Raw genomic sequence first — 22,683 nt, forward strand, 5'->3', positions numbered from 1 at the left:
ATGAATTTAACCGAAATCAATTCAAAAGAAATAATGCCTGGCTACCATGGCAAATTGGTACACGGAGACAAAATAAGTTGGGCCTTTTGGACTGTTGAACAAGGGGCCGAGGTCCCTGAGCACCATCATCACCATGAGCAAATAATGCATGTTGTTGAAGGCGATTTCGAATTTACCCTTGCCGGGAAAACGAAAGTTTATAAAGCTGGTGATGTGGTGGTAATCCCTTCGAATACACCACATAGTGGCAAAGCATTGACCCCTTGTGAATTAATGGATGTGTTCAGTCCGATTAGAGAAGAATACAAATGAACATATCACTAAAAGGAAAAAAAGCCCTTGTCGGAGGGAGCAGCCGTGGTATTGGAAAGGCCATAGCGCAACAACTAGCTGAAAGTGGTGCAAGTGTAACCTTGCTCTCTCGCAGCGTTGACAAAATGCAAGACATTATTAAAAACCTTCCCAAGACAGAAAATCAAGAACACTCATTCTTACAAGTTGACTTTAGTGATTTTGAGGCCTACAAGGCAATAATATTTGACTATTTCAAAAACAACACGATAGATATTCTTGTAAATAACACCCAAGGGCCACAAGCAGGTGGTGCATTGGAGAAGAAAGTTGATGATTATCAAATTGCGTTTGATCTATTATTCAAATCTGTGGTATTCACTACAGAACTTGCCTTGCCACACATGCAGAAAAACAACTGGGGCCGAATAATTAATGTGGCATCAATCTCGGTTAAAGAACCACTGAACTATTTGGCTTTGTCGAATACCATTAGAGCTGCAGTGGTTACCTGGTCAAAAGGATTGGCAATGGATGTCGCCAAGCAAGGCATAACCGTAAATAGTGTATTGACCGGTTATTTTGATACGGAACGAATTGCACAACTGAACGCTAAAAAAGCTGAAAAGCTGGGAGTCAGCCAGAGCGAGGTGAGGAAGACAATGGAAAGACAAGTGCCAGTTGGTCGTATTGGCAAACCAGAAGAATACGGGTATTTAGTTTCATTTTTAGCTTCGGACAAAGCAGCTTATATCAACGGAACAAATATTCCCATTGACGGTGGACTTCTAAAATCACTTTAGACAATTCTAATTTTTCGAAAAACGCTCCCTCATTCATTTGGACATTTCGCTCATTAGTACTTCACCTATCCTTTTTCTCGATTTTAAAATCTGATATGCCTGTTTAGTTTGGTCTTATAATCCTAAAAACCAAATGATATGAAAACAGCAATTCAAATTAATGTAGATAGGCCATGCGAGGAGAACTTCGCGACTTTTAAAAAAACTGCTGATGGTGGTTTCTGTCTAAACTGTCAAAAAGAAGTGGTTGATTTTTCAGAAATGTCAAATACCGAAATGTTGACATTTTTAAACTTGGGTTCAAAAAACCTATGCGGTAGATTTAAGAGTTCACAACTTGAGAGGCCCATTTCCTTAAGAAGTAAAAGCTTTCTAAGAAAGACCGTAGGTTTCGCCAGTATTTTAGTTATGGCTCTTGGTGCTAATCCGTCTGCACATGCCCAAACATCTGATGAGAATCCGGCAATAGTTCAGGGCATACAACAAAGCTACATCGTGAAGGGAACCGTTCTGGACGACCAAGATATTCCTTTAGTAGGTGTAAATGTGGTTTTAAAAAACAGCAATGAAGGGGTTGTAACGGATTTCGATGGAAAGTTTAAGTTTTCTAGAAAACTTAAAGAGGGTGATGTTTTGGTGTTTAGCTATTTGGGATATGAAACAAAAGAGTATGAAGTAAAATCCTCCGATACTACTGAGATTGACATAACAATTCAATTTGAATATTCTGATGTGCTCTTAATGGGCGAGGTTTCCATTGATGAAGTCTATTCTTCAAAAAAGAAAAAAGCAAAAAAGTTCACTTCAATTTTTAGGAAATGAAATCACCTTTGATTTTATTTCTCATTTCAAGTATTCTATACTGTCAGCCGACCAAATCTGATGCATTTGATTTCTCGAAGGCTGACAGTATTGCAATTTCACATTCAGGAGATGACTTGTATAATCTTCCTAGGTTAGTTTACAATTTGACATTTGATCTTGAAAGCGAACCAGCAAAATTTAGAGCAATCTATTATTGGGTATGTTCTAACATAAAAAATGATTACAGTTCGTTCAAAAAAACAATTTCAAAAAGAAAGAAATACGACGAGCAAGAGAACAAATTCTTAAAATGGAATACGAAATACCTTCCAAAGGTTTTTAAGCGGTTGATAAGCCAAAAAAAAACATCATGCACTGGCTATGCCTACTTAATAAAAGAAATGGCAATTCTCGCAGGATTGGAATGTGAACTGGTTAATGGTTTTGCCAAAACTGCAAGTACCCATTTGTCGGCTGAGAGTAAGCCCAACCATTCTTGGAATGCTATTAGGTTGAATGGTAGATGGTACTTATGTGATGCTACATGGTCTGCAGGAAAGGTGAAACTTGAAAATAACAACCCTAGTTTTGAGTTCGACTTTTCTGACGGATATTTTTTATCCCCACCTGAACTCTTTGCTAAAAATCATTATCCCTTGGAAAAGAAATGGCTATTGCTCCAAGAACCTTTTGGCTTTAATGCCTTTTTACAAGGACCTTTGGTCTATAAAGGGGCTTTTGAAAATGGAATCACTCCTCTTCAACCGGATAAAATGTTTTTAAATGTGCCAACCAAAAAAAACATTGAGTTTGAACTTGCGGTTAATCCGTTGACAAAAGTTGATTCCTTAGAGTTAGTTTTGGTTTCAGGGGACAAAAAGACAAGGATTAAACCTTTCAACCTTGAGGCTGAAAACAGAATTGCATTCTCATGTTCTTTTGGTAAAAAAGGGCGCTACGATGTTCATGTAGTCAATGATGAAACCATTATTGCAACCTATGTTGTTGATGTTACTAAAAACTCATCTTATCCTTAAAGAGATAAGATTGCCGTCTTGACACTTCAACCTCATCACCATTTTTCATAGTAAGCTTTAGTTTACCGTTGAACCAAGGCACAACCTCTGAAATATAATTGGTATTCACTATTTGCTGTCTATTTGCCCTGAAAAAATATTCCTCAGGCAACTTTTCTTCAATTTGATTTAAAGACTTGTACAACATGGGTTTTTCATCTGCAAAAAACACCCTTGAATAGTTACCGACAATCTCAAAATGTGAAATTTCACCGATTCGGACCAACCAGCACTTTTCTCCGTCTTTGATGAATATTTGACTAGAAGAAGTCAGCCGCTTCGCGGCATCACTTTCCTGTTTATCTTCTAGTTTTGCTTTGGCCTTTTCCAAAGCTTGGTCAAATCGTTTTTGATTTATGGGCTTTAATAAATAATCCAAAGCATTGTATTCAAACGATTTTATGGCATATTCATCAAAGGCCGTAGTAAAAATGGTTATCGGTACTTCATCTAGCATTTCAAGTAATTCAAAACCGTCTTTTTCAGGCATATTGATATCTAGAAATAAAATATCAGGTTGTGTGTTCTGAATCAAATCAAATCCCTTATCAACATTTTCAGCTTCACCTAACACTTCGACTTCGGTATGTGACTTCAATAACTCTTTAAGTTCGTTCCTGGCCAATCTAGAATCTTCTACAATAACTGCACTAACACCCATGAGCTTCCAACCTATTCTTAAATTCAACTTTATTGTCTACAAAAAAAGACAATGTTTTATACGTTTTTTTGGTTCCATAGAGTCCTACCAAAAATTGCTCGTTTTTTAATCTTATGACAACATTGTGGTCTTCTAAACTACCTAGAAAAGACAATCGACGAAAATCTTCCTCGTTTCCCAACTCGTTTGAAGAAAGCGCTATTGATTGAATATCACCAATTGTAATTACAGCTTCATTCATTATTCCATACCGTAAGTATAGTTTGCCTTCAGCTATTTTATGTGGTCTATCCAACATTGACTTTGCGAACCCAAATAATTGGATAATCGTGTAAAAACTTAATACACTCAATGCCCAAGCAACAGATTCATTCCACTTTGAAACCATCAGATGCAAAACATAAGTTTCAACCCCAATTATTACCAAAAGAGCTCCTATCAATGATAATGAGCCGCTGTTCTTATGATAGGTGAATTCATTTGGGTTAATTGCCCGTTTTTTCCAAAATAAGAAGCCATAATAAAATACTGCTATTTCGGTAGCAATTAAGGAAGCTATTCTGCGCGGAAAAGACTCAGAACAAACCTTATATAAAACACCGTAAAAGTCTGCACCTATTCGTTTTGCGCTGTTGAAGGTTTTGCGGAAATTCCATACTTTAAATGCAACCCAAGAAAAAATCAGAAATTCAAGTATGGGTAAAACCCATTGCTTAAAAAAAGCCAAATAGAATTGGTTTTCTTCAGGTAGCCAAAAAGACCCCAATAATAATCCAAGAAGAATTACTAGTAGAATAGTGGTTTTTGGAATTTTTGTTCGCCTTATTGACAAAAAATAAATAAAAGGAATTGTCATCAAGAGGTCAATTGATACTACCAGACTCCAGTTACTATAATTCTGGATGCTTGAATTTTGAACTAAAAAGAACAAAACGGTTAGTAGAACCAGTGGCATTCCGAAAATAAAAACCAACCTAGTTATAGAGGTCCTAGCTTTCATTAATGCTTTATTTAACTAATGGAATTTTTACTTGGGCCAAAACCTCACCGTCACCTTCGTTCAAAACAAATGAAGCTTTGTCGCCGTAAAGCAATTTCAATCGTTGCTTAATGTTTTTAAGCCCTAATTGTGTGGAGTCTTTGGCAATCTTTAACTGTCCGGAGTTTGTCACATCAATCAAAAGGTATTCCCCATTTTTTTTTGTTTCCAAACTTATCGTACCCCCTTGTTTCAAATTTGAAATTCCATGTTTGGCCGCGTTTTCAATCAACAATTGAATCAACATAGGAGGTATCTGAATTTGCTCTGTATCCTTCTCGATAATTTTCGTGAATTGCAATCTATCCTCAAACTGTATTTTAGATAGGGCTATGTAGTTGTCAACCATTTCAAGTTCTTCTTCTAAAGCAATGGCATTGACATCGTTCTTTGTCAATGAATAGCGCAACATTTCAGAAAGCTTGGTCAACATTTCACGAGATTTTTCGACATCTTCCAACATCAGTCCACGAATATTGTTCAAACTGTTGAACATAAAATGCGGATTTATCTGCCCCTTAAGTGTATTCAATTGCGCTTGCTTTAGGGTAGAATTCAGTTGCAATCGCTCCAAACGGTTTTTATTCAACCGCAACAAAAGCTTGATTACCAAATAGCAAACTGTCCATACCCCTATGATAAATATGGAATTAATAACAAGAAGCCACACATTGTCAAAACTTTTAAGAATGTCGTGTTCGAGCTCGGATAGCTCAGGACCATATTTACCATATGCATAGCCCAAGCCATAACTGAGAAAACCATATATGCCAGCAGCCACAGTTGATGACAGTAGGATTTTGATGATTTCTGTAATGCCAAAATTTTCAAAGCCGACCTCTTTCTTTAAGTAGGCCCTAAGCAAGGAGGTTGAAAATATTCCAACAAACATTCCAGAGGTAATTGAAAAAACTACGAAAGCCGTTCCAAACTTGCTTATGACGAATATTGAAATCAAATTAATGAAACCCCAGCCCAAAAGCTGAAGTCCCCAGAAAACCATATTTCTATTTTTCTCAAGAAAATTCATTCAATACCTGTTTATTCCAAATGCGTCCAAAGATAGATAAGTTTACCAACGGCGAATCCCAATCCAAAAAAGACGGCCATTACGCCAACAGTTACCATAGCTACTTTTTTCTTAGTGGGTTTTTTGACCAAACAGGCCTTTACCAATTCTTTATCCTTGCGATAACCCAAAGGAAGTAAAATCATGGCAATGACGACCATTATGGTAGCGACTATAAGGTTTGAATTTTCAAACTTACCTAAGGCAAATATTACAGACGCTATCAAGATTGCTCCAGCGATGTATAAAGCGTTTCTAGTTTTCATAATCTTAAAGATTTGTACAATTATTATTCATTTTAGGAGTCTGAAGAGCAGAACTGAACATTACTCCAGCACATAAGACGGTTAATACAGGATAAATCAAACCACTGTCTTGAAAGAACATTAACACTCCTGAATACAAGAACAGAAGTCCTGCTATTACATACCCTATTTGGTCAAAATTTTTTTTCATTACTCTTATTTTTTGATTGATTGATACTTGTTAAACTATTAAATCATCTTGCGATTCAGAGGTTCTTTAAAACCCTATTTTCAACTTGCTTTTTTTGGTCCATAATAAGTCCTGCGAAAAGTCCACAAAGTAACCCTATAACTGACCCAACTATTGGTCCAAATACCAAACCGTTTGAAAATGGCACACCAAATGAAATACCCAAACATGTACCTAACGCTAGGCCAACACCACTTCCCAAGGTTGAGTAATAATTTAAGGGCACAAAACCAAAGTCATTGGTCAAAAGGCTTTTCATTTTTGACAGACCCATTTTCACATCTTTTTGGCTTTGAATTTTCTCAAAATTAATCTCGAACCTGGCAATTAATTGCTCCTGCTCTTCCAAGGTTAAATCTCTCTTCTTTAATTCTTTCAATAGAAGTACTGTGCTCTTGGCCATCTTGTCATATTTGACCCCATTTAAACCACTATTTAGGTTTTCTAGCTTTTCAATTAAAGTATTCAAACTCATTCTTCTTTTTTTTACTTGGTGACTCTTCAGATTTCAAAAAAGTTTTAAAATAGAATTAGAATAAAATACTCGTTAGTAAACCGATTATGACTTTTACAATTGTTACCATGACTGTTCGTTTTAATTATGATATAAAAATATGGTCAAAACAGGGCTCTACGAAGGGATTTATGATGAGTGGTAAAGAGGTTAGACTGAACGGTAACAGCACAATTGAATTTTATGAATCACAATAAAAAAAGAGGGCCGGAGCCCTCTTTCATGTAAATTTAGTTGGTCAATAATTACCCCTTGATGGGTGTTGCTTTTTCTTGTTCTCCCAAGTGTTTTGCAAAAAAGCCCATCATAGCTTTATACAGTGCAATTGAGTTTTCTTCCTTGCCAAAGCCATGGCCCTCATCGTACTTGACCATGTAGGGTACGTCTTGACCCTTGGCGCGAAGTGCTTCAACAATTTGGTCCGACTCGTTAATGTTAACCCTTGGGTCGTTTGCTCCCTGAACAACAAATAAGGGTTTTTCAATTTTGTCTATTTGATACACCGGAGAAACTTCTTCCATAATTTTCTTTTCTTCTGGAATGGTTTCATCATACCATATTTCACGAACGATTTCAAGATACGGCTTCCAGTATTCTGGGAAACTGTCCATAAAGGTGAACAAATTAGAAACCCCTACATAATCAACGCCACAAGCATATAAATCAGGAGTCTTGGTCAATCCGCGTAGTACGGCATAACCGCCATGACTTCCTCCATAAATTGCCGCTTTGTCCTTATCAACATATCCTTGCTCAACCACATACTTAAGACCGTCTTCTACATCATCCATGGCCTTTCTACCTATTTGCTTGAAACCTGACTCCAAAAACTCGCGACCATAGCCACCTGATATTCTAAAATTAACTTGAAGGGTTGCATAGCCTCTACTGGCAAATAATTGAGCCTCGGGATTGAAACCCCAAGAATCTCGGATACCCTGAGGCCCACCATGAGGATTTACAATTACCGGTACCTTCGCACCATCAACCGCATTTTTAGGAAGTGTAATGTAGCCATGAATGGTTTTTCCATCGCGACTTGTAAAGGTTATTGGGCGCATTTCCGCCATATCCTCTTCCTTTAACTGGGGCATTAAGTTGTAAAGGAAGGTAAATTCATCTTTCGCGACATCATAAGAATGATACTCGCCATAAAGCTTATCGCTTTGTAAAAAGACAAGAACTTTATCTTCTTCGTCAGTAGCATCAGCTATAGAGTACTGCTTACCGGGAAACGACTCGGTTACTCTTTTATGAAATTGCTTGTAGGTATCACTAAGTGGAATAATTACTTGTTTGTCCCCTTCATAGCTTACATAATCAAGCTCATAACCTCTTTTCTTTGACAATCCTAAATTGGAAACGTCATATTTATCATTGGCGAACACTTCGGCCAATACCTTGTCTTCTTTTAGGTCATATCTGATTATTCTCGCCTTATCGCTATCAAGATTCGAAACTATGTAAGCGTCATGCTCATTTTCGGTGGCATAGTCAAAATTCAAAACAGCAAAGGTGTCCTTCCAATTCAAACTTTTCAAAACCTTGAAACCACCATTACCATCTTGATAGTAATAATCTTGATCAACTCCATTTTTTAGTTTGGTATACCCCTTTAGGTTTCCATCTTTATCGAAATCATATCCAATAATTGGTGAAGCCGGGTCATCATTCTTAAAAAGCTGCGTCAATTCACCAGTGATTACATTCACCTTATACGGCTCAAATATTTGCGGATTGTTTTTATTCAAATTCACAATGATGTGCTCCTTATCTTCTGGTAAAAGATTTGAAAACTGGGCTTGCACCCCATCGAAAGGGGTTAGGTCTTTTAGGTTAGAACCATCTAAATCTACAGCAAAAACATGGTAATTTTCATCACCTCCCTTATCAGTTAAAAAGGCCAATCTATTATTGTTCAACCAAGCATAGCCCCTTACCAATTCTTCCTTTTCTTCTATGGCCTTGGTTACATTGCCTGATTCTACCTCCTTTACATAAATATGTCGTTTGCCGTCATCATCTTTTTCACGATACGAAATGTATTTTCCATCAGGTGAGAATCTAAAAGTAGAGGCCTTTGGCTTCGCAAAATAATCTTCAACGGAATATTTGAAATCTCCTTTGTCAAAAGCAACAAGAGAAGTTAGCTCATCGTCAGAACTGGGTAACTCAGGGTTTCCTGGGATGGTTTTTTCAGTTTTTTCCAGGTTTAAAGGAAATTCCATTCCTCCTTGATAAAAAGTTCCACTGACCTTATTCGCGTCTAAGGTTCCTTCATACTTAATACCAGCCTGTTTAAATACTATGGTCAAGGTATTATCAGCGAAGGTGGTTTCATCCATCGGGATATCCGTTGCTCCTTGAGAAGGACTGTCCATAGTTGAACTTATTGTTCCATCTTCATTGGACACGTTAAAAATTAAAGGCATTTCAGCGCCTTGAACTGAAAGGGTACCTTTCCATGTGCCCGTAATGTCCTGGGCGAACGCACCAAGACCGATAAAAAGGCCCATCACAGTTAAAAACACTTGTTTTTTGATTGTTTTTTTCATTACATCTAGTTTTTATTAATGAATATTGGACTCGGATACCATAAGATTGTTACGAATCCGACACATCAAATTTAGAATAAGACGTTTTTGAATGAAATTGAATTATGGGCAGCGGTAAATTGCCCTTGGCGAACGGAAATTTATTTTTTCTCCGGAGGAAACTTGGTAAGCGCCTTATCAACTACTTTTCGCAGCATGTCTTCGCGTACCGATGGTGCAGCATTATCACGAAATCCACTTTCAGTATCAGCTTGCCAAATCAACTGATTTCTTTGGGTATCTACAAAATCGAATATTATTGCCCTATTGATTGAGGATGAACCAATTGGTATTCCTACTGAAACGCCCCCTCCGACATTTCTTCCTCCGCCTCCAACGCCTACTCCAACTGTGTTTCCAGAAGCTCTTTGGTAAACTTCACTTTTGATATTGATTAAAAAAGTAGGCTCTTCTGATAACCGAATTCCTTTTATGGTTAAGGCAGAGTCTAAAACTCGTATCAAACGTTGCTCATCCAATTGACTTAGACCAGTATCCATTTCAGTAAAGTAATTGTAGGTGGTGTACCCAGAAAAATCAGTGCCACTTTGGTAATCGTAATTCACTCGTACTGAACTACAAGAAAATACAAAAAATAGAAGCAATGAAAGAACTATATTTTTCATAACTAAGGGGCTTTCCTAAAGTTACAAAGTTTGTTGTGGAGTCCTCTAAAATTTGGAAACTATTCGTTTAAACGCTGCCAGAGTTTATCTTTTAATTCTGCAATTCCTTTTTGCGCCACAGAAGAAATAAAAAGATACTCTACATCGACAAAATCTTCTTTCATCAAGGCATCCATTTCAGCAATTAGTTCATCATCCAGCATATCGCATTTTGAGACGGCTACCAGTCGTTGCTTGTCCAACATTTCTGGGTTATACCTTCTGAGCTCATCCAATAAGATTTCGTACTCTTTGGATATGTCATTGCTATCTGCAGGAATCAAAAACAATAGGGTCGCATTACGTTCTATATGCCTTAAAAAATAATGCCCCAAGCCTTTACCTTCAGCAGCCCCTTCAATAATACCGGGGATGTCGGCCATAACAAAACTTTGAAAATCTCGATATTCAACAATACCCAAATTGGGTTTTAGCGTAGTAAATTCGTAATCAGCGATTTTGGGTTTGGCAGAGGTGATAACCGACAACAAAGTTGATTTGCCAGCATTCGGAAATCCTACAAGCCCCACATCGGCCAGAACCTTTAACTCTAAAGTAAGGTTACATTCTTCACCTTCAATACCGGATTGGGCATACCTTGGAGTTTGATTGGTCGCACTTTTAAAATGCCAGTTTCCGCGCCCTCCTTTACCGCCTTCAGCCACAATTCGCTCTTCTTGATTTTCGGTAATTTCAAACAAGACTTCTCCTGAATCCGTATTCTTGATTACCGTACCCAAAGGCACTTCAAGTATAATATCCTCACCGTTCGCACCAGTACTTCGTTGTTTACCTCCATGGCCACCGTGGCCTGCTTTAAAGTGACGTTTGTATTTATAATGAACCAGTGTCCATAAATTACTGTTACCCCTGATAATTATATGGCCACCTCGACCACCATCGCCACCATCCGGACCTCCCATTGCAACAAACTTTTCTCGACGAAGATGGGTAGAACCCTTACCTCCATTTCCAGAAGTCACATGAACTTTTACGTAGTCTACAAAATTACCTTCAGTCATGAAATATCAAATTAATGAGTGTTAGATAAATTTTAATCTGTTATTTCTTTTGTTTTTCGAAAACAGTGAATAAAAAATAAAGTAAGCCAGCAACAATTATCATATTCGGCTTAAATCTATTTTGACTTAGGTAAGGAATAATTCCACTAGCTATTATCCAACCAAGAAATATTGAAATAATTAATCTAGTAGTCCACTTATGCATTTATTGGAAATTTAAATTTCTTCGGCTAATAATTGCATTAAAGGTATCAATCAACTCCAACCAATGAATCATCCAAATAAAAGAGCCAGATAAAAAAGCCTATACTTACCAAAATAAACAATAAGAGGGCAAATCCAAATGTTATAAGGCAACCTTTAAAGGCGTACCTCGGTGGAATCATCTCTTCATTATTGCCCATTTAACGAAAGCTATAGATTATCAATAACCTTGCTCAAACGACCTGTAATTTCGGCTATATCACCTATACCGTTAACTGAATGAAATTTACCTTGAGCTGAATAAAAGTCTTTTAAAGGAGCTGTTTTCTCATTGTATTCGTCAAAGCGGTTTCTAATCTTATCAACATCTTGATCATCACTACGTCCGCTTTCCTTGCCTCTTTCCAGTAAACGTTGCGTTAAAACCTCATCATCCGCTTCCAAAGCAATAGTTGCATCAACCTTCATATCCTTGCTTTCCAAAAAATTATCCAAAGCCTCCGCTTGAGCCGTAGTTCTTGGAAATCCATCAAAAATAAAACCTGCAGCATCAGGGTTTTTTTCAACTTCATCCTGCAACATTTTAATGGTAACCTCATCAGGCACCAAATCTCCGCGGTCGATATAAGACTTGGCTAACTTGCCCAGTTCAGTATCGTTTTTCATGTTGAATCGAAAAACGTCACCGGTTGAGATATGTTTTAAGTTGTATTTGTCTTTTAAAAACCCTGCTTGGGTTCCTTTTCCTGCGCCTGGCTTTCCAAAAAGCACTAGGTTAATCATATGTGATGGGTTTAATTGGTATACTTCTTTTAAGTTTCGCCCAAGTTCGTTGTAGTCCAATCCGTAACCAACAATGAACTTGCTCGGTATTTCAATACCTACATAATCGATGGTGTATTCACCATTATAGATTTCAGATTTGTAAAACAAAGAAGCAATCTTAAATTCTTTGACATTGGTGTCTGAAAAAAGGTGAACCAACTGCTGTAATGTTCGGCCGGTATCAATAATGTCTTCAACAATGATTACACTTCGACCCTCAATATCCTCTGAAACATCTAAAAGAGTTTCCACTATTCCAGTAGATGTTAGGCCCTGATATGAACTGAGTTTCACAAATGAAACTTCACAATCGTGTGGATAATGTTTCATCAAATCAGAAACGAACATAAAGGCACCATTGAGCACGCCAACAAAAATTGGGGTTTCATCGCGATAATCTTCAGCGATTTCCAATGCAATTTTCTTGACAGCAGCTTGAATCTGCTCCTCGCTCAAAAAAGGCTTGAAATGTTTGTCGTGTAGCTTTATCACAGCGTCCTCACTAGTTTAAGGTTGGCAAATATACAGTTTTTAAGGCGTTCTTTTTGAGGTGATTTCAGGTGGGTTTCTGCAATTCGCTGTATTTTTGTTGGAATGACAAATTATTTTTCTTCCGATTTTAAATTGGGCATTTTAGGAGGTGGTCAATTGGGTAAAATGATACTCTATGAAACCCGTAAATGGGATATTCAGACCAAGGTCATGGATGGGTCAAAAGAAGCGCCGTGTAAAATTGCTTGTAACGAATTTGTTCTGGGTGATTTGTTGGATTTTGATGCCGTGTATTCTTTTGGTAAGGATGTAGATGTATTAACCATTGAGATTGAAAACGTTAATGTTGATGCTTTAGAAAAATTACGAGATGAAGGTGTGACGGTATATCCACAGCCAGAAGTTCTTCGAACCATTCAAAACAAGGCGACACAAAAACTTTTTTATAGAGACAATTCCATCCCCACTTCCGAATTCTCTCGATTTGCCTACACCTCTGAAATCAAGGAAAGTATAGAAAATGGAGGATTACGTTTGCCCTTCGTATGGAAAAGTGCTCGATTTGGTTATGACGGACAAGGGGTGAAAATCATACGTAACATAAGTGACCTTGAAGGATTACCAAATGTTGAATGCATTGCCGAACAATTGGTCGATTTTAAAAATGAGTTGGCCGTCATTGTGTCTAGAAATTCGAAAGGGGAAGCAGTCACCTACCCTGTCGTAGAGATGGAGTTTCACCCAGAAGCCAATCAAGTTGAATACGTAATTTGTCCAGCTAGAATTAATGAGAAGGTAGCCCAAAAGGCACAGCACGTTGCCAAGCAAGTTTCTAACGCTTTTGAACATGTCGGACTATTGGCAGTCGAATTATTTCAAACCCAAGAAGATGAAATCTTGGTCAATGAAGTCGCTCCAAGACCACATAACAGTGGGCATTACAGTATTGAAGCCAGCTATACTAATCAATTTGAACAGCATTTAAGATGTATCCTAGGCTTGCCCTTAGGAAAAACAGCCAGTAAAGTTGCTGGTGTCATGGTCAATCTAGTGGGTAGTGAAGGTCATAACGGAAACGTGGTGTACGAAAATATCGAGGATATCTTATCCCAAGAGGGTGTTACCCCACATATTTATGGAAAAAAACAAACACGCCCTTTTCGGAAAATGGGACACGTGACCATAGTTAACGAAAATATGGGCCAGGCCAGACTAGTGGCACAAGAAGTGAAAGAAAAAATTAAAGTGATAAGCAAATGAGTAAAGTTGCTGTAGTTATGGGTAGTACAAGTGACCTACCGGTCATGCAAGATGCAGTTGATATCTTAAAAGGCTTCGACATTGAGGTTGATGTAGATATTGTTTCCGCACATCGAACGCCTGAAAAATTATTCGATTTTAGTAAAAACGCCCATAAAAATGGGTATTCCGTTATTATAGCAGGAGCTGGCGGTGCCGCCCATTTACCTGGCATGGTAGCTTCATTGTCACCCTTACCAGTAATTGGTGTTCCTGTCAAAAGTTCCAATTCAATCGATGGTTGGGATTCGGTATTGTCCATCCTACAAATGCCCGGTGGGGTACCAGTAGCGACTGTCGCTTTAAATGGTGCGAAAAATGCCGGTATCTTGGCAGCACAGATAATTGGTAGCTCAGATAAATGTGTTCTTGATAAAATCGAGATTTATAAAGAAGGACTTAAAGAAAAAGTAATCAAAGGAGCAAAAGAAGTTCAAAAGGGAAATTAAACAATTGAACTCTCCAGTTCAAATCAGCTTCAAAACAAAAAAATATTCTGTATTCGATGAATCCTCTTTTAAAAGAATTTGACCAAGCACCATTCTCCCAAATAAAAAATGAACATTTTGAATCTGCCATTCTGGAATCAATTGAAATGGCAAGAGCAGAGATTGAGGCGATTATTGTTAACGAAGAACCACCTTCCTTTGAGAATACTATAGAAGCCCTAGATTATTCAGGCCATCAATTAGATAGGGTTTCAGCTGTCTTCTTTAATCTAAATTCAGCTGAGACCAATGAAACAATTCAGAAAATTGCACAAGAAGTAAGTCCTAAGCTTTCGGCGTTCCAAAATGACATAACCCTCAATAAGGAGCTTTTTCAAAAGGTAAAATCCATATATGATAACCGTGATAGCTTAAATCTAAATACTGAGCAAAAAACCTTACTTGAAAAACGATACAAAAGCTTCAGTCGTAATGGGGCTAATTTATCTGAAGAAAAAAAGAAAAGACTTCGTGAAATTGATGCTGAGTTGGCCAAACTAAAACTTAAGTTCGGCGAAAATGTTCTAGCCGAAACCAATAAATATGAATTACATCTAACCTCAGCATCAGATGTTGATGGCCTACCGGAAAGTGCCAAAGAAGCCGCGGAGAAATTAGCCAAATCAAAAGATAAATCTGGTTGGATATTCACATTGCATTACCCTAGTTATAGTGCTTTTATCAAATATGCAAAAAACCGGGAATTACGTAAAGAATTGGCCTTGGCATTTGGTAGCAAGGGATTTCATGGAGATGAGTTGGACAATCAAGAAAACGTCATACAAATAGTGAACCTAAGGCATGAAAGAGCACAATTACTGGGCTATGAGACGCATGCTCATTTTGTATTGGAAGAACGTATGGCAGAAACCCCTAATAAAGTTCTGGACTTTCTAAACGAGCTACTAGAAAAGGCAAAACCAGCGGCAGATAGGGAATTTAAGGAGCTCTCTGCTTTCGCTAAGGAGATGGATAGTATCGAAAAACTTCAAAAATGGGATGGTGCGTATTATTCTGAAAAATTAAAACAAAAACGCTTTGATCTTGATGATGAACGCCTGAAGCCATATTTTAAATTGGAGAATGTTATTGATGGTGTTTTTAAAGTTGCTGAAAAGTTATTCGGGCTGACCTTTAAAGAAGTGTTCAATGTTGACAAATACCACGAAGAAGTAAAAACTTACGAGGTATTTGACGAGGAGAATAATTTCATATCGCTTTTTTACGCTGATTTCCATCCTCGAAAGGGAAAACGCGGAGGGGCATGGATGACTTCTTTTAAATCACAATTCAAAAAAGAAGGGGAAAATGTGCGACCACATGTGTCCAATGTATGCAATTTCACTCCTTCAACAGATACGAAACCTTCTTTGTTGACCTTTGGTGAGGTTACCACTTTGTTTCATGAATTTGGACATGGTCTACATGGCATGTTGGCCAATACTACATATCCTAGTCTTTCGGGCACATCGGTCTATTGGGATTTTGTTGAATTACCAAGCCAAGTAATGGAAAACTGGTGTTACGAAAAAGAAGCCTTGGAGTTGTTTGCACATCATTACGAAACTGGGAAGTTAATTCCTATGGAATTGGTTCAAAAAATCAAGGATTCGTCCACATTTCAAGAAGGGATGGCAACTTTACGACAATTGAGTTTTGGTTTGTTGGATATGGCTTGGCACGGCCAAGACCCAACACAAATAAAAGACGTAAAAAGTTTCGAAACAAAGGCGTTCAAAGGCACACAGTTCTATCCTGACACCCCTGAAACTTGTATGAGCACTGCTTTCGCCCATATTTTTCAAGGTGGCTACTCTTCGGGGTATTATAGTTACAAATGGGCTGAAGTTTTAGATGCGGATGCCTTTGCCTATTTCAAAGAGCATGGAATCTTCGATTCTCAAATCGCAAAAAAGTTCAAAGACCATGTACTCTCGAAAGGCGGTACAGAAAACCCGATGGTTTTGTATAAGAGGTTTCGCGGACAAGAACCCCAAATTGAAGCTTTATTGGAGCGTGCTGGTCTTTTGGTATAATTTCTATATTTTCAATATTTTTTGAAATTTCAGATATATATATTACATTTGTGATATGGAATTTCAATCATCCAAAGAAAAATTCATTAGTACATGGGGAAGTTTAGGAACCCTTTGGGGGATCAATAAAGCTATGGCCCAGATTCAAGCGCTGCTATTTGTTTCCCCAAATCCTCTTACTACAGAAGATATTATGGAGGAGTTAAAAATTTCTCGAGGTAATACCAGTATGAACGTACGACAATTAATGGATTGGGGTATTGTAACCAAAGTTTTAAAAACTGGAGAGCGAAAAGAGTATTATACTACAGAGAAAAATGTAGAAGAACTGGCAAGAATTATCGCGAAGGAAAGAAGTCGTCGCGAACTTAAACCCGTAATCAAAACATTGGGCGAGGTTAGTGCGATAAAGGCAAACGACTCAGCTGAGCAAAAAGAATTTGTGAAACAAACAAAAGCACTTTACGAATTGGCAAGTACGGCAGATTCATTTTTAAATCAATTGGCAAATCAGAAACAAAGCTGGTTAAACAAGAAATTATTTAAACTTCTGGGATAAAAAAATTTAATATATACTTTCAATATTTTCTGAAACTTTAATAATTAAATATGGAAAACTTAAATACAGAAGTGGGTAACATTTATTTTTCTTGGAAAAAAACATTCTGGCTTTATATAATGCTGGTTCCGATTGCATTTATCGACTTTAAGGCGATAACGTTTTTTGATTCAATTCTTGTAATTGCATTGACGATAGTCACCGTTGGTTTAGGGCATTCAGTGGGTTTGCATAGAGGTATAATTCACAAATCGTATGATACTTCAAGTAGGTATAGAAATGTTGGCCTCTTCTTATTTATTCTAACAGGACTAGGAAGTCCCCTAAGTTGGTTAAAGCAGCATTATTATAGAGATTATTGGCAGAACAGAGAAGATTGTCCAAGGTATTTCCGTTACCAACATTCATTAATTACAGACTACTGGTGGAATTTACACTTGCAATTTTCACCTGTAGACGAGGAGCTTTATCAAATTCCAACAATCGATCTGAACGATAAAACCATAAACCACCTACACAAATATTGGTATTTGTACTATTTATCTTTTCTATTAATCCTATATGTATTGTTTGGTCTCAACACAGCGCTTTTAGCCTCTTGTTTTAGAACAAGTCTAATAATATTAGGACATTGGTACATAGGGTTTGCATCTCACAAATATGGATACGCCAAACATGAAATTCAAAATGCAGATGAGAGTGGTTACAATGACGTGCTTTTAGGCTTTGTATCCTTCGGTGAAGGTTTTCATAACAACCATCATGCTTTTCCAACCTCTGCTAAATTTTCAAGTAGGTGGTATGAGGTTGATTTTGGCTGGTTTCTGGTATGGTTGTTAAAAAAACTAAAGGTTGTTTCAAATGTCAAAACTCAAAAACATACACTAAAGTCAACAGCTACACCTTTCGAAAGACTGAAATGGAAATTTCCCTGGTAATTGTTAACATTTACCCAAAGTATCTATTTGTAATATTTCTGTGATATTTCAAGAGGTCATTTGTAATGATTAAAAATCATTCACAAAAACCTTAATTTTGATACCACTAAAAAACTCAATGCCCGCACACGAACTACAACCCGACAAATGGGTCGATAACTATGCTGATTACTTATTTAACTACGCGGTTGGTCGCGTAAGTGATGGAGAATTAGCCAAAGATTTGGTTCAAGAGACTTTTATTGCAGGACTAAATTCAGCTAAGAACTATAAGGGTGATGCGGCCGAACGAACTTGGCTAATAGCCATATTGAAACGGAAGGTTATTGACCACTATAGAAAAATAAATTCAAAAAAAGGAAAGGCTGAAGTAAGGATAAATTATTCTGGCGACGAAGGCGAAGGTGATTGGTTGGAAGAGCGTGTGGCTGACCCTTACAGTAAAGATGGAGATAACACCATAGAAAATGAAGAATTAGGGCTAGCCATACAGGATTGTATTGCAAAATTGCCCAAAAAACAGGCGACTGCCTTTAATATGAAAACTATTCAGGGCATGAGTACAGAAGATATTTGTAATGAATTGGGAATTAATCCGTCGAACTTATGGGTCATAATCCATCGAGCGCGAACGGCATTAATGGGATGCATGAACGAAAATTGGTTCTAAAGAATGAAAATTAATTGCGAAGAAGCTGGGCACATATGCACCAGGGCACAATACAAGGAAGCTACCATCTGGGAGATTATTAAGCTTAACTTTCATACGCTTACATGCAAGGTTTGTGCTAAGTATTCAAGAAAGAATGGGGCATTTACCAAGCTCTGTGACAAGGCCAATTTACAATCACTTTCCGAAGAAGATAAAAAGCGTCTCAAAGAGGTTCTTGAAAACAAGGGCTAAATCAAACTAAGGGCAATACCGGTTATGATTAATAAAAAAATCGGTATTCCTTCTATCCAAAAAGCAGCATAATATTTCGACTGGTTAATAGTCGTGTATTTTATGGCCACCCCAAGCACGGCAAAAAGAATCAATGCTATAATAAAATTACTTAGCGAATGGTCCAAGTAGACCGTTATCAGAAAATAAAGGATAACTAGGCCATAGCCTACTTTTTTGGTTTTTTCAGTTCCTATCCTTTGAGGTAAGGTTTTCAATTCTATGGAATCTACCTTTAAATCCCTGATTTCAAAAGGTATAAACAAAATGATAACCAATAAAAATCTTTTAAGCATATTCAAGTAAAGCACTAAACCAAACTGCAATTGGTATTCGATAGCAGGTAACAGAACAGTAAAACCAACCCAAACCAAGGCAACCAAAAAAATCTTAAAACCTCCCAAGGTTCTCAAGCTCTTTGATGTGGGCAAAAAGGGCAGAATATAAAGACCGGAAAGAATGGTCAAAAGTGCGATAGGAAACCAGAGCTCTCTACTTAATTGTAAAAAGCAATACACTGCGAATGGAAAGCAAAGAAAACTAAAAACCTGTATGATTTTGTGGTAAGGTTTGTGTACAATCAGGTATTTTTTTGCCTCAACACCGTACTTCATAAAATTATAGCACACGATTGTGCCAAAAAATAGAAATCCAACCAGAAAATAATTTGGTGTTTTGTTGAACCCTAGAGAAGTATGAAGATTCAAGCAAACCACTGCCAAAGCCACATGTATACTGGCGTCAAGATAAAAGTCAAAAACAGGTTTCAGTAACCGCATTAAACAAAAGTACCGAAAGAATGTGCAGGTTGACCTGTGGTTAACAACTTTGGTCGAAGTGCTTTGAAATTCGGTAATTTTCAAAGGATTAATCCATAATTTTGCGCAATTATTTTTAAGCTATGAACACGGAATCTTTTGCGCTTCGCCATATTGGCGTTCGGGAGGAAGACCTCCAAAAAATGCTCGAAATCGTTGGAGTAAAATCCATAGACGAACTTATAGACCAAACCATACCTGAAGATATTCGGTTAAAGGAAGGGTTGAGTCTTCCGCAGGCACTTAGTGAATCTGAATTTCTTAAATTCATTCAAAATTTAGCCGAGAAGAACAGGGTATTCAAATCGTATATAGGACAAGGGTATCACGAAAGTGTTATTCCTTCCGTAATAAAGAGGAACATTCTTGAAAACCCAGGTTGGTATACTGCATACACGCCTTATCAAGCAGAAATTGCCCAAGGTAGGCTGGAAGCTTTATTAAATTTTCAAACCGTTGTTTGTGACTTAACCGGAATGGAAATTGCCAATGCGTCCCTTCTAGACGAGAGTACCGCGGCTGCAGAAGCGATGACCATGCTCTTTGACTTAAGAGCAAGAGATCAAAAGAAAAATGGTGTACTAAAGTTTTTTGTGTCTGAAGAGGTATTGCCTCAAACTTTGAGCTTATTGGAAACACGCTCGGCTCCATTGGGCATAGAATTGGTTATTGGAAATCATGAGAAGTTTGATTTTTCATCTGAATTTTATGGTGCCCTTTTACAATATCCAGGAAAATATGGGCAAGTACACGATTTAGAAGATTTCATAGCCCAAGCAAAAGAACACAATATCAAAACTGCTGTTGCAACTGATATAATGAGTTTGGTGATGCTCACACCCCCAGGAGAATGGGGTGCTGACGTAGTAGTGGGCACTACACAACGCTTTGGCATACCATTAGGATACGGTGGTCCCCATGCTGCATTTTTTGCAACTAAGGCTGCCTACAAAAGAAATATTCCTGGTAGAATAATTGGTTTGACCAAAGATACTGATGGTAATCCGGCATTACGTATGGCTCTGCAGACTAGAGAACAACACATTAAGCGCGACAAGGCCACTTCCAATATTTGTACTGCCCAAGTTTTATTGGCTGTAATGGCAGGAATGTATGCGGTCTATCATGGCCCAAAAGGCTTAAAGCATATTGCCAATAAAATTCATGAATACACAAAAACGGTGGCGCAAAGCATCGAAGCTTTCGGATTTGAACAGTTAAATACAGTGTATTTTGACACGATTCGATTTAAAGTTGAAAACGTTCATTCCATCCGTACCATTTCTGAATCTAAGGGAATTAATTTGAATTATATCGATGATGAGACCATATCAATTTCCCTAAATGAGGCCTTTACCAAAAAAGACATAAGACCATTGGTGAATTGTTTTGTAGAATCGCAGGCTCTCGACGATGATGGCGGTATCGTTGAATATGAAGGGCAGGTCATTCCAAAGAAATTAGTGCGGAAAACGCCTTTTTTAGAGCACGAAACGTTTAACTCGTACCACTCAGAAACTGACTTAATGCGCTATATCAAAAAATTGGAGCGCAAAGATTTGGCACTTAACCACAGCATGATTTCATTGGGTAGCTGTACTATGAAACTCAATGCAGCTTCTGAAATGCTTCCTTTAAGTTGGTCAAATTGGGGAAATATTCATCCTTTCGTTCCTGTTGAACAAGCAGAAGGCTATCAACTTGTTTTACGAGATTTAGAGCAACAATTGAATGTTATTACTGGATTTGCGGCAACATCGCTACAACCCAATTCAGGAGCACAAGGAGAATACGCCGGACTGATGACCATTAGGGCATATCACCAATCAAGAGGTGATCATCATAGAGATATTTGTTTAATCCCTTCTTCAGCTCATGGAACCAATCCTGCCTCAGCGGTTATGGCCGGAATGAAGGTGGTAGTAACCAAAACCGATGAGCAAGGAAATATTGATGTCCTTGATTTAGAAGAAAAGGTAAAGGAGCATTCTGATAATCTTGCTGCCCTCATGGTAACCTATCCGTCTACACATGGTGTATTTGAATCTTCGATTCGATATATAACCAAATTAATCCATGACCATGGCGGACAAGTCTACATGGATGGAGCGAATATGAATGCCCAGGTAGGTTTAACGAATCCTGCGACAATTGGTGCAGACGTTTGCCACTTGAATTTACACAAGACTTTTGCTATTCCACATGGAGGTGGTGGTCCTGGTGTTGGACCAATATGTGTAGCCGAACAGCTAAAACCATTTTTACCCTCAAACCCATTGATAGCAACTGGTGGTGAAAAAGGTATAACAGCCATTTCTTCCGCTCCATGGGGCAGTGCATTGGCTTGCCTTATCTCCTATGGTTACATCAAAATGCTTGGTGCAGACGGGCTAACCGATGCAACCAAAATCGCAATTTTAAATGCCAATTTCATTAAAGAACGCTTAAATGGTGCTTATGATGTGCTGTATACTGGCGAACAAGGCAGAGCTGCGCATGAAATGATTATTGACTGTCGTCCCTTTAAAGAAAAAGGTATTGAAGTAACTGATATTGCGAAGCGATTGATGGATTATGGTTTTCATGCACCAACTGTTTCCTTCCCGGTTGCGGGCACAATGATGATTGAGCCTACGGAAAGTGAAAGCTTGGCTGAATTAAATCGTTTTTGTGATGCAATGCTTAATATTCGTCAAGAAATTGAACAGGTTTCTGCTGAAGATGCGAATAACGTTTTGAAAAATGCACCTCACACTTTGGCAATGGTAACATCTGACGAATGGTCTTTTCCCTATAGTCGAAAAAAGGCAGCATATCCATTGGAATATGTAGCTGACAATAAGTTTTGGCCAAGTGTCAGAAGAACCGATGAAGCCTTTGGCGATCGTAATTTGATGTGTACTTGTCCTGCGATTGAAGAATACGCAGAGGCTTAAGAATCGTTGATTTTACTGTATTTAACCCGCTTTTTGTTTACAAAGCGGGTTTTATTTTACGAAAAATCCGACACTAAGAAATCATTGAACATCGTAAGCTTATTATGCATGC

The 22,683-nt window shown here is 37.8% G+C and carries 23 protein-coding genes; 13 read left to right on the forward strand and 10 right to left on the reverse strand.

Going from position 1 to position 22,683, the window contains the following annotated elements; translation table 11 throughout:
- From HCU67_RS14945 to HCU67_RS14960, 4 genes are all read left to right on the forward strand, one after another.
- Complete coding sequence (locus HCU67_RS14945) at positions 1-312, forward strand: cupin domain-containing protein (RefSeq protein WP_168553392.1); 312 nt, start codon at positions 1-3, stop codon at positions 310-312.
- Positions 309-1,094: an SDR family oxidoreductase gene (locus HCU67_RS14950; RefSeq protein WP_168553393.1), complete on the forward strand. Its 786-nt coding sequence runs from the start codon at positions 309-311 to the stop codon at positions 1,092-1,094. The genes HCU67_RS14945 and HCU67_RS14950 overlap by 4 nt, the downstream gene beginning before the upstream one ends.
- A 138-nt stretch (positions 1,095-1,232) precedes the next feature.
- Positions 1,233-1,916 (forward strand): carboxypeptidase-like regulatory domain-containing protein, encoded by a 684-nt coding sequence (locus HCU67_RS14955; RefSeq protein WP_168553394.1) that lies wholly within the window; start codon positions 1,233-1,235, stop codon positions 1,914-1,916.
- A complete protein-coding gene (locus tag HCU67_RS14960) occupies positions 1,913-2,935 on the forward strand; it encodes a transglutaminase domain-containing protein (RefSeq protein WP_168553395.1) in 1,023 nt (340 codons plus the stop codon). The genes HCU67_RS14955 and HCU67_RS14960 overlap by 4 nt, the downstream gene beginning before the upstream one ends.
- On the opposite strand, the gene HCU67_RS14965 is transcribed toward HCU67_RS14960, so the two are convergent.
- From HCU67_RS14965 to HCU67_RS14985, 5 genes are all read right to left on the reverse strand, one after another.
- A complete protein-coding gene (locus HCU67_RS14965) occupies positions 2,913-3,635 on the reverse strand; it encodes a LytR/AlgR family response regulator transcription factor (protein ID WP_168553543.1) in 723 nt (240 codons plus the stop codon). The two genes, HCU67_RS14960 and HCU67_RS14965, sit on opposite strands and share 23 nt — an antisense overlap.
- A complete protein-coding gene (locus tag HCU67_RS14970; protein ID WP_168553396.1) occupies positions 3,625-4,635 on the reverse strand; it encodes a hypothetical protein in 1,011 nt (336 codons plus the stop codon). The genes HCU67_RS14965 and HCU67_RS14970 overlap by 11 nt, the downstream gene beginning before the upstream one ends.
- A 7-nt stretch (positions 4,636-4,642) precedes the next feature.
- Positions 4,643-5,704, reverse strand: coding sequence for a sensor histidine kinase (locus HCU67_RS14975; RefSeq protein ID WP_168553397.1), 1,062 nt, complete (start codon positions 5,702-5,704; stop codon positions 4,643-4,645).
- 11 nt (positions 5,705-5,715) lie between these two features.
- Entirely contained in the window at positions 5,716-6,009 is a 294-nt protein-coding gene (locus HCU67_RS14980; protein WP_168553398.1) for a hypothetical protein, read from the reverse strand.
- 245 nt (positions 6,010-6,254) lie between these two features.
- Entirely contained in the window at positions 6,255-6,713 is a 459-nt protein-coding gene (locus HCU67_RS14985) for a hypothetical protein (protein ID WP_168553399.1), read from the reverse strand.
- 86 nt (positions 6,714-6,799) lie between these two features.
- Between HCU67_RS14985 and HCU67_RS14990 the strand changes: the two genes are divergently transcribed.
- Positions 6,800-6,949: a hypothetical protein gene (locus HCU67_RS14990; protein ID WP_168553400.1), complete on the forward strand. Its 150-nt coding sequence runs from the start codon at positions 6,800-6,802 to the stop codon at positions 6,947-6,949.
- A gap of 48 nt (positions 6,950-6,997) precedes the next feature.
- Here HCU67_RS14990 and HCU67_RS14995 read toward each other — a convergent pair whose 3' ends face one another.
- The 4 genes from HCU67_RS14995 to HCU67_RS15010 form a co-directional block, all read right to left on the reverse strand.
- Entirely contained in the window at positions 6,998-9,268 is a 2,271-nt protein-coding gene (locus tag HCU67_RS14995) for a S9 family peptidase (RefSeq protein ID WP_428047541.1), read from the reverse strand.
- Between the two features lie 179 nt (positions 9,269-9,447).
- A complete protein-coding gene (locus HCU67_RS15000) occupies positions 9,448-9,972 on the reverse strand; it encodes a DUF4136 domain-containing protein (protein ID WP_168553402.1) in 525 nt (174 codons plus the stop codon).
- Positions 9,973-10,031: 59 nt separating this feature from the next.
- Positions 10,032-11,033 carry a GTPase ObgE gene (obgE, locus tag HCU67_RS15005; RefSeq protein WP_168553403.1) on the reverse strand — a complete coding sequence of 334 codons (1,002 nt, stop codon included), beginning with the start codon at positions 11,031-11,033 and terminating at the stop codon, positions 10,032-10,034.
- Between the two features lie 414 nt (positions 11,034-11,447).
- Complete coding sequence (locus HCU67_RS15010) at positions 11,448-12,554, reverse strand: adenylate kinase (RefSeq protein WP_168553404.1); 1,107 nt, start codon at positions 12,552-12,554, stop codon at positions 11,448-11,450.
- A 102-nt stretch (positions 12,555-12,656) separates the two neighbouring features.
- Here HCU67_RS15010 and HCU67_RS15015 point away from each other — a divergent pair, with 102 nt between their 5' ends.
- The 7 genes from HCU67_RS15015 (at position 12,657) to HCU67_RS15045 (ending at position 18,778) form a co-directional block, all read left to right on the forward strand.
- The gene (locus HCU67_RS15015) at positions 12,657-13,814 is read left to right on the forward strand and encodes a 5-(carboxyamino)imidazole ribonucleotide synthase (RefSeq protein WP_168553405.1); all 1,158 of its coding nucleotides are present in this window, start codon (positions 12,657-12,659) and stop codon (positions 13,812-13,814) included.
- Positions 13,811-14,302, forward strand: a complete 492-nt coding sequence (gene purE / locus HCU67_RS15020) for a 5-(carboxyamino)imidazole ribonucleotide mutase (protein ID WP_168553406.1) — start codon at positions 13,811-13,813, stop codon at positions 14,300-14,302. The genes HCU67_RS15015 and purE overlap by 4 nt, the downstream gene beginning before the upstream one ends.
- 56 nt (positions 14,303-14,358) lie before the next feature.
- Entirely contained in the window at positions 14,359-16,377 is a 2,019-nt protein-coding gene (locus HCU67_RS15025) for a M3 family metallopeptidase (protein ID WP_168553407.1), read from the forward strand.
- 55 nt (positions 16,378-16,432) lie between these two features.
- Positions 16,433-16,936: a GbsR/MarR family transcriptional regulator gene (locus tag HCU67_RS15030; RefSeq protein WP_168553408.1), complete on the forward strand. Its 504-nt coding sequence runs from the start codon at positions 16,433-16,435 to the stop codon at positions 16,934-16,936.
- Positions 16,937-16,986: 50 nt separating this feature from the next.
- Entirely contained in the window at positions 16,987-17,874 is an 888-nt protein-coding gene (locus tag HCU67_RS15035; RefSeq protein WP_168553409.1) for a fatty acid desaturase, read from the forward strand.
- A gap of 118 nt (positions 17,875-17,992) precedes the next feature.
- Positions 17,993-18,544, forward strand: a complete 552-nt coding sequence (locus tag HCU67_RS15040; protein WP_168553410.1) for a sigma-70 family RNA polymerase sigma factor — start codon at positions 17,993-17,995, stop codon at positions 18,542-18,544.
- 3 nt (positions 18,545-18,547) lie between these two features.
- Positions 18,548-18,778: a hypothetical protein gene (locus HCU67_RS15045; protein ID WP_168553411.1), complete on the forward strand. Its 231-nt coding sequence runs from the start codon at positions 18,548-18,550 to the stop codon at positions 18,776-18,778.
- Here the strand turns inward: HCU67_RS15045 and HCU67_RS15050 are convergent.
- On the reverse strand, positions 18,775-19,596 hold the full coding sequence (locus tag HCU67_RS15050) for a UbiA prenyltransferase family protein (RefSeq protein WP_168553412.1): 822 nt from the start codon (positions 19,594-19,596) through the stop codon (positions 18,775-18,777). The genes HCU67_RS15045 and HCU67_RS15050 overlap by 4 nt on opposite strands.
- A gap of 122 nt (positions 19,597-19,718) precedes the next feature.
- Here HCU67_RS15050 and gcvP point away from each other — a divergent pair, with 122 nt between their 5' ends.
- A complete protein-coding gene (gcvP, locus tag HCU67_RS15055; RefSeq protein ID WP_168553413.1) occupies positions 19,719-22,571 on the forward strand; it encodes an aminomethyl-transferring glycine dehydrogenase in 2,853 nt (950 codons plus the stop codon).
- Positions 22,572-22,683 lie beyond the last annotated feature (112 nt).

The organism is Croceivirga thetidis, assembly GCF_012272815.1.
Classification (GTDB): Bacteria; Bacteroidota; Bacteroidia; order Flavobacteriales; family Flavobacteriaceae; genus Croceivirga; species Croceivirga thetidis.

Excerpts from the sequence above, each read along its gene's own strand:
- HCU67_RS14980 (WP_168553398.1), bottom strand. The coding sequence starts at position 6,009 with ATGAAAACTAGAAACGCTTTATACATCGCTGGAGCAATCTTGATAGCG.
- HCU67_RS15035 (WP_168553409.1), top strand. The coding sequence starts at position 16,987 with ATGGAAAACTTAAATACAGAAGTGGGTAACATTTATTTTTCTTGGAAA.
- HCU67_RS15050 (WP_168553412.1), bottom strand. The coding sequence starts at position 19,596 with ATGCGGTTACTGAAACCTGTTTTTGACTTTTATCTTGACGCCAGTATA.
- HCU67_RS14955 (WP_168553394.1), top strand. The coding sequence starts at position 1,233 with ATGAAAACAGCAATTCAAATTAATGTAGATAGGCCATGCGAGGAGAAC.
- HCU67_RS14970 (WP_168553396.1), bottom strand. The coding sequence starts at position 4,635 with ATGAAAGCTAGGACCTCTATAACTAGGTTGGTTTTTATTTTCGGAATG.
- HCU67_RS14950 (WP_168553393.1), top strand. The coding sequence starts at position 309 with ATGAACATATCACTAAAAGGAAAAAAAGCCCTTGTCGGAGGGAGCAGC.
- gcvP (WP_168553413.1), top strand. The coding sequence starts at position 19,719 with ATGAACACGGAATCTTTTGCGCTTCGCCATATTGGCGTTCGGGAGGAA.
- HCU67_RS14960 (WP_168553395.1), top strand. The coding sequence starts at position 1,913 with ATGAAATCACCTTTGATTTTATTTCTCATTTCAAGTATTCTATACTGT.
- HCU67_RS15015 (WP_168553405.1), top strand. The coding sequence starts at position 12,657 with ATGACAAATTATTTTTCTTCCGATTTTAAATTGGGCATTTTAGGAGGT.
- HCU67_RS15000 (WP_168553402.1), bottom strand. The coding sequence starts at position 9,972 with ATGAAAAATATAGTTCTTTCATTGCTTCTATTTTTTGTATTTTCTTGT.
- HCU67_RS15045 (WP_168553411.1), top strand. The coding sequence starts at position 18,548 with ATGAAAATTAATTGCGAAGAAGCTGGGCACATATGCACCAGGGCACAA.
- HCU67_RS14945 (WP_168553392.1), top strand. The coding sequence starts at position 1 with ATGAATTTAACCGAAATCAATTCAAAAGAAATAATGCCTGGCTACCAT.
- HCU67_RS14995 (WP_428047541.1), bottom strand. The coding sequence starts at position 9,268 with ATGGGCCTTTTTATCGGTCTTGGTGCGTTCGCCCAGGACATTACGGGC.
- HCU67_RS14990 (WP_168553400.1), top strand. The coding sequence starts at position 6,800 with ATGACTTTTACAATTGTTACCATGACTGTTCGTTTTAATTATGATATA.
- purE (WP_168553406.1), top strand. The coding sequence starts at position 13,811 with ATGAGTAAAGTTGCTGTAGTTATGGGTAGTACAAGTGACCTACCGGTC.
- HCU67_RS15025 (WP_168553407.1), top strand. The coding sequence starts at position 14,359 with ATGAATCCTCTTTTAAAAGAATTTGACCAAGCACCATTCTCCCAAATA.
- HCU67_RS14975 (WP_168553397.1), bottom strand. The coding sequence starts at position 5,704 with ATGAATTTTCTTGAGAAAAATAGAAATATGGTTTTCTGGGGACTTCAG.
- HCU67_RS15030 (WP_168553408.1), top strand. The coding sequence starts at position 16,433 with ATGGAATTTCAATCATCCAAAGAAAAATTCATTAGTACATGGGGAAGT.
- HCU67_RS15040 (WP_168553410.1), top strand. The coding sequence starts at position 17,993 with ATGCCCGCACACGAACTACAACCCGACAAATGGGTCGATAACTATGCT.
- HCU67_RS14985 (WP_168553399.1), bottom strand. The coding sequence starts at position 6,713 with ATGAGTTTGAATACTTTAATTGAAAAGCTAGAAAACCTAAATAGTGGT.
- obgE (WP_168553403.1), bottom strand. The coding sequence starts at position 11,033 with ATGACTGAAGGTAATTTTGTAGACTACGTAAAAGTTCATGTGACTTCT.
- HCU67_RS14965 (WP_168553543.1), bottom strand. The coding sequence starts at position 3,635 with ATGGGTGTTAGTGCAGTTATTGTAGAAGATTCTAGATTGGCCAGGAAC.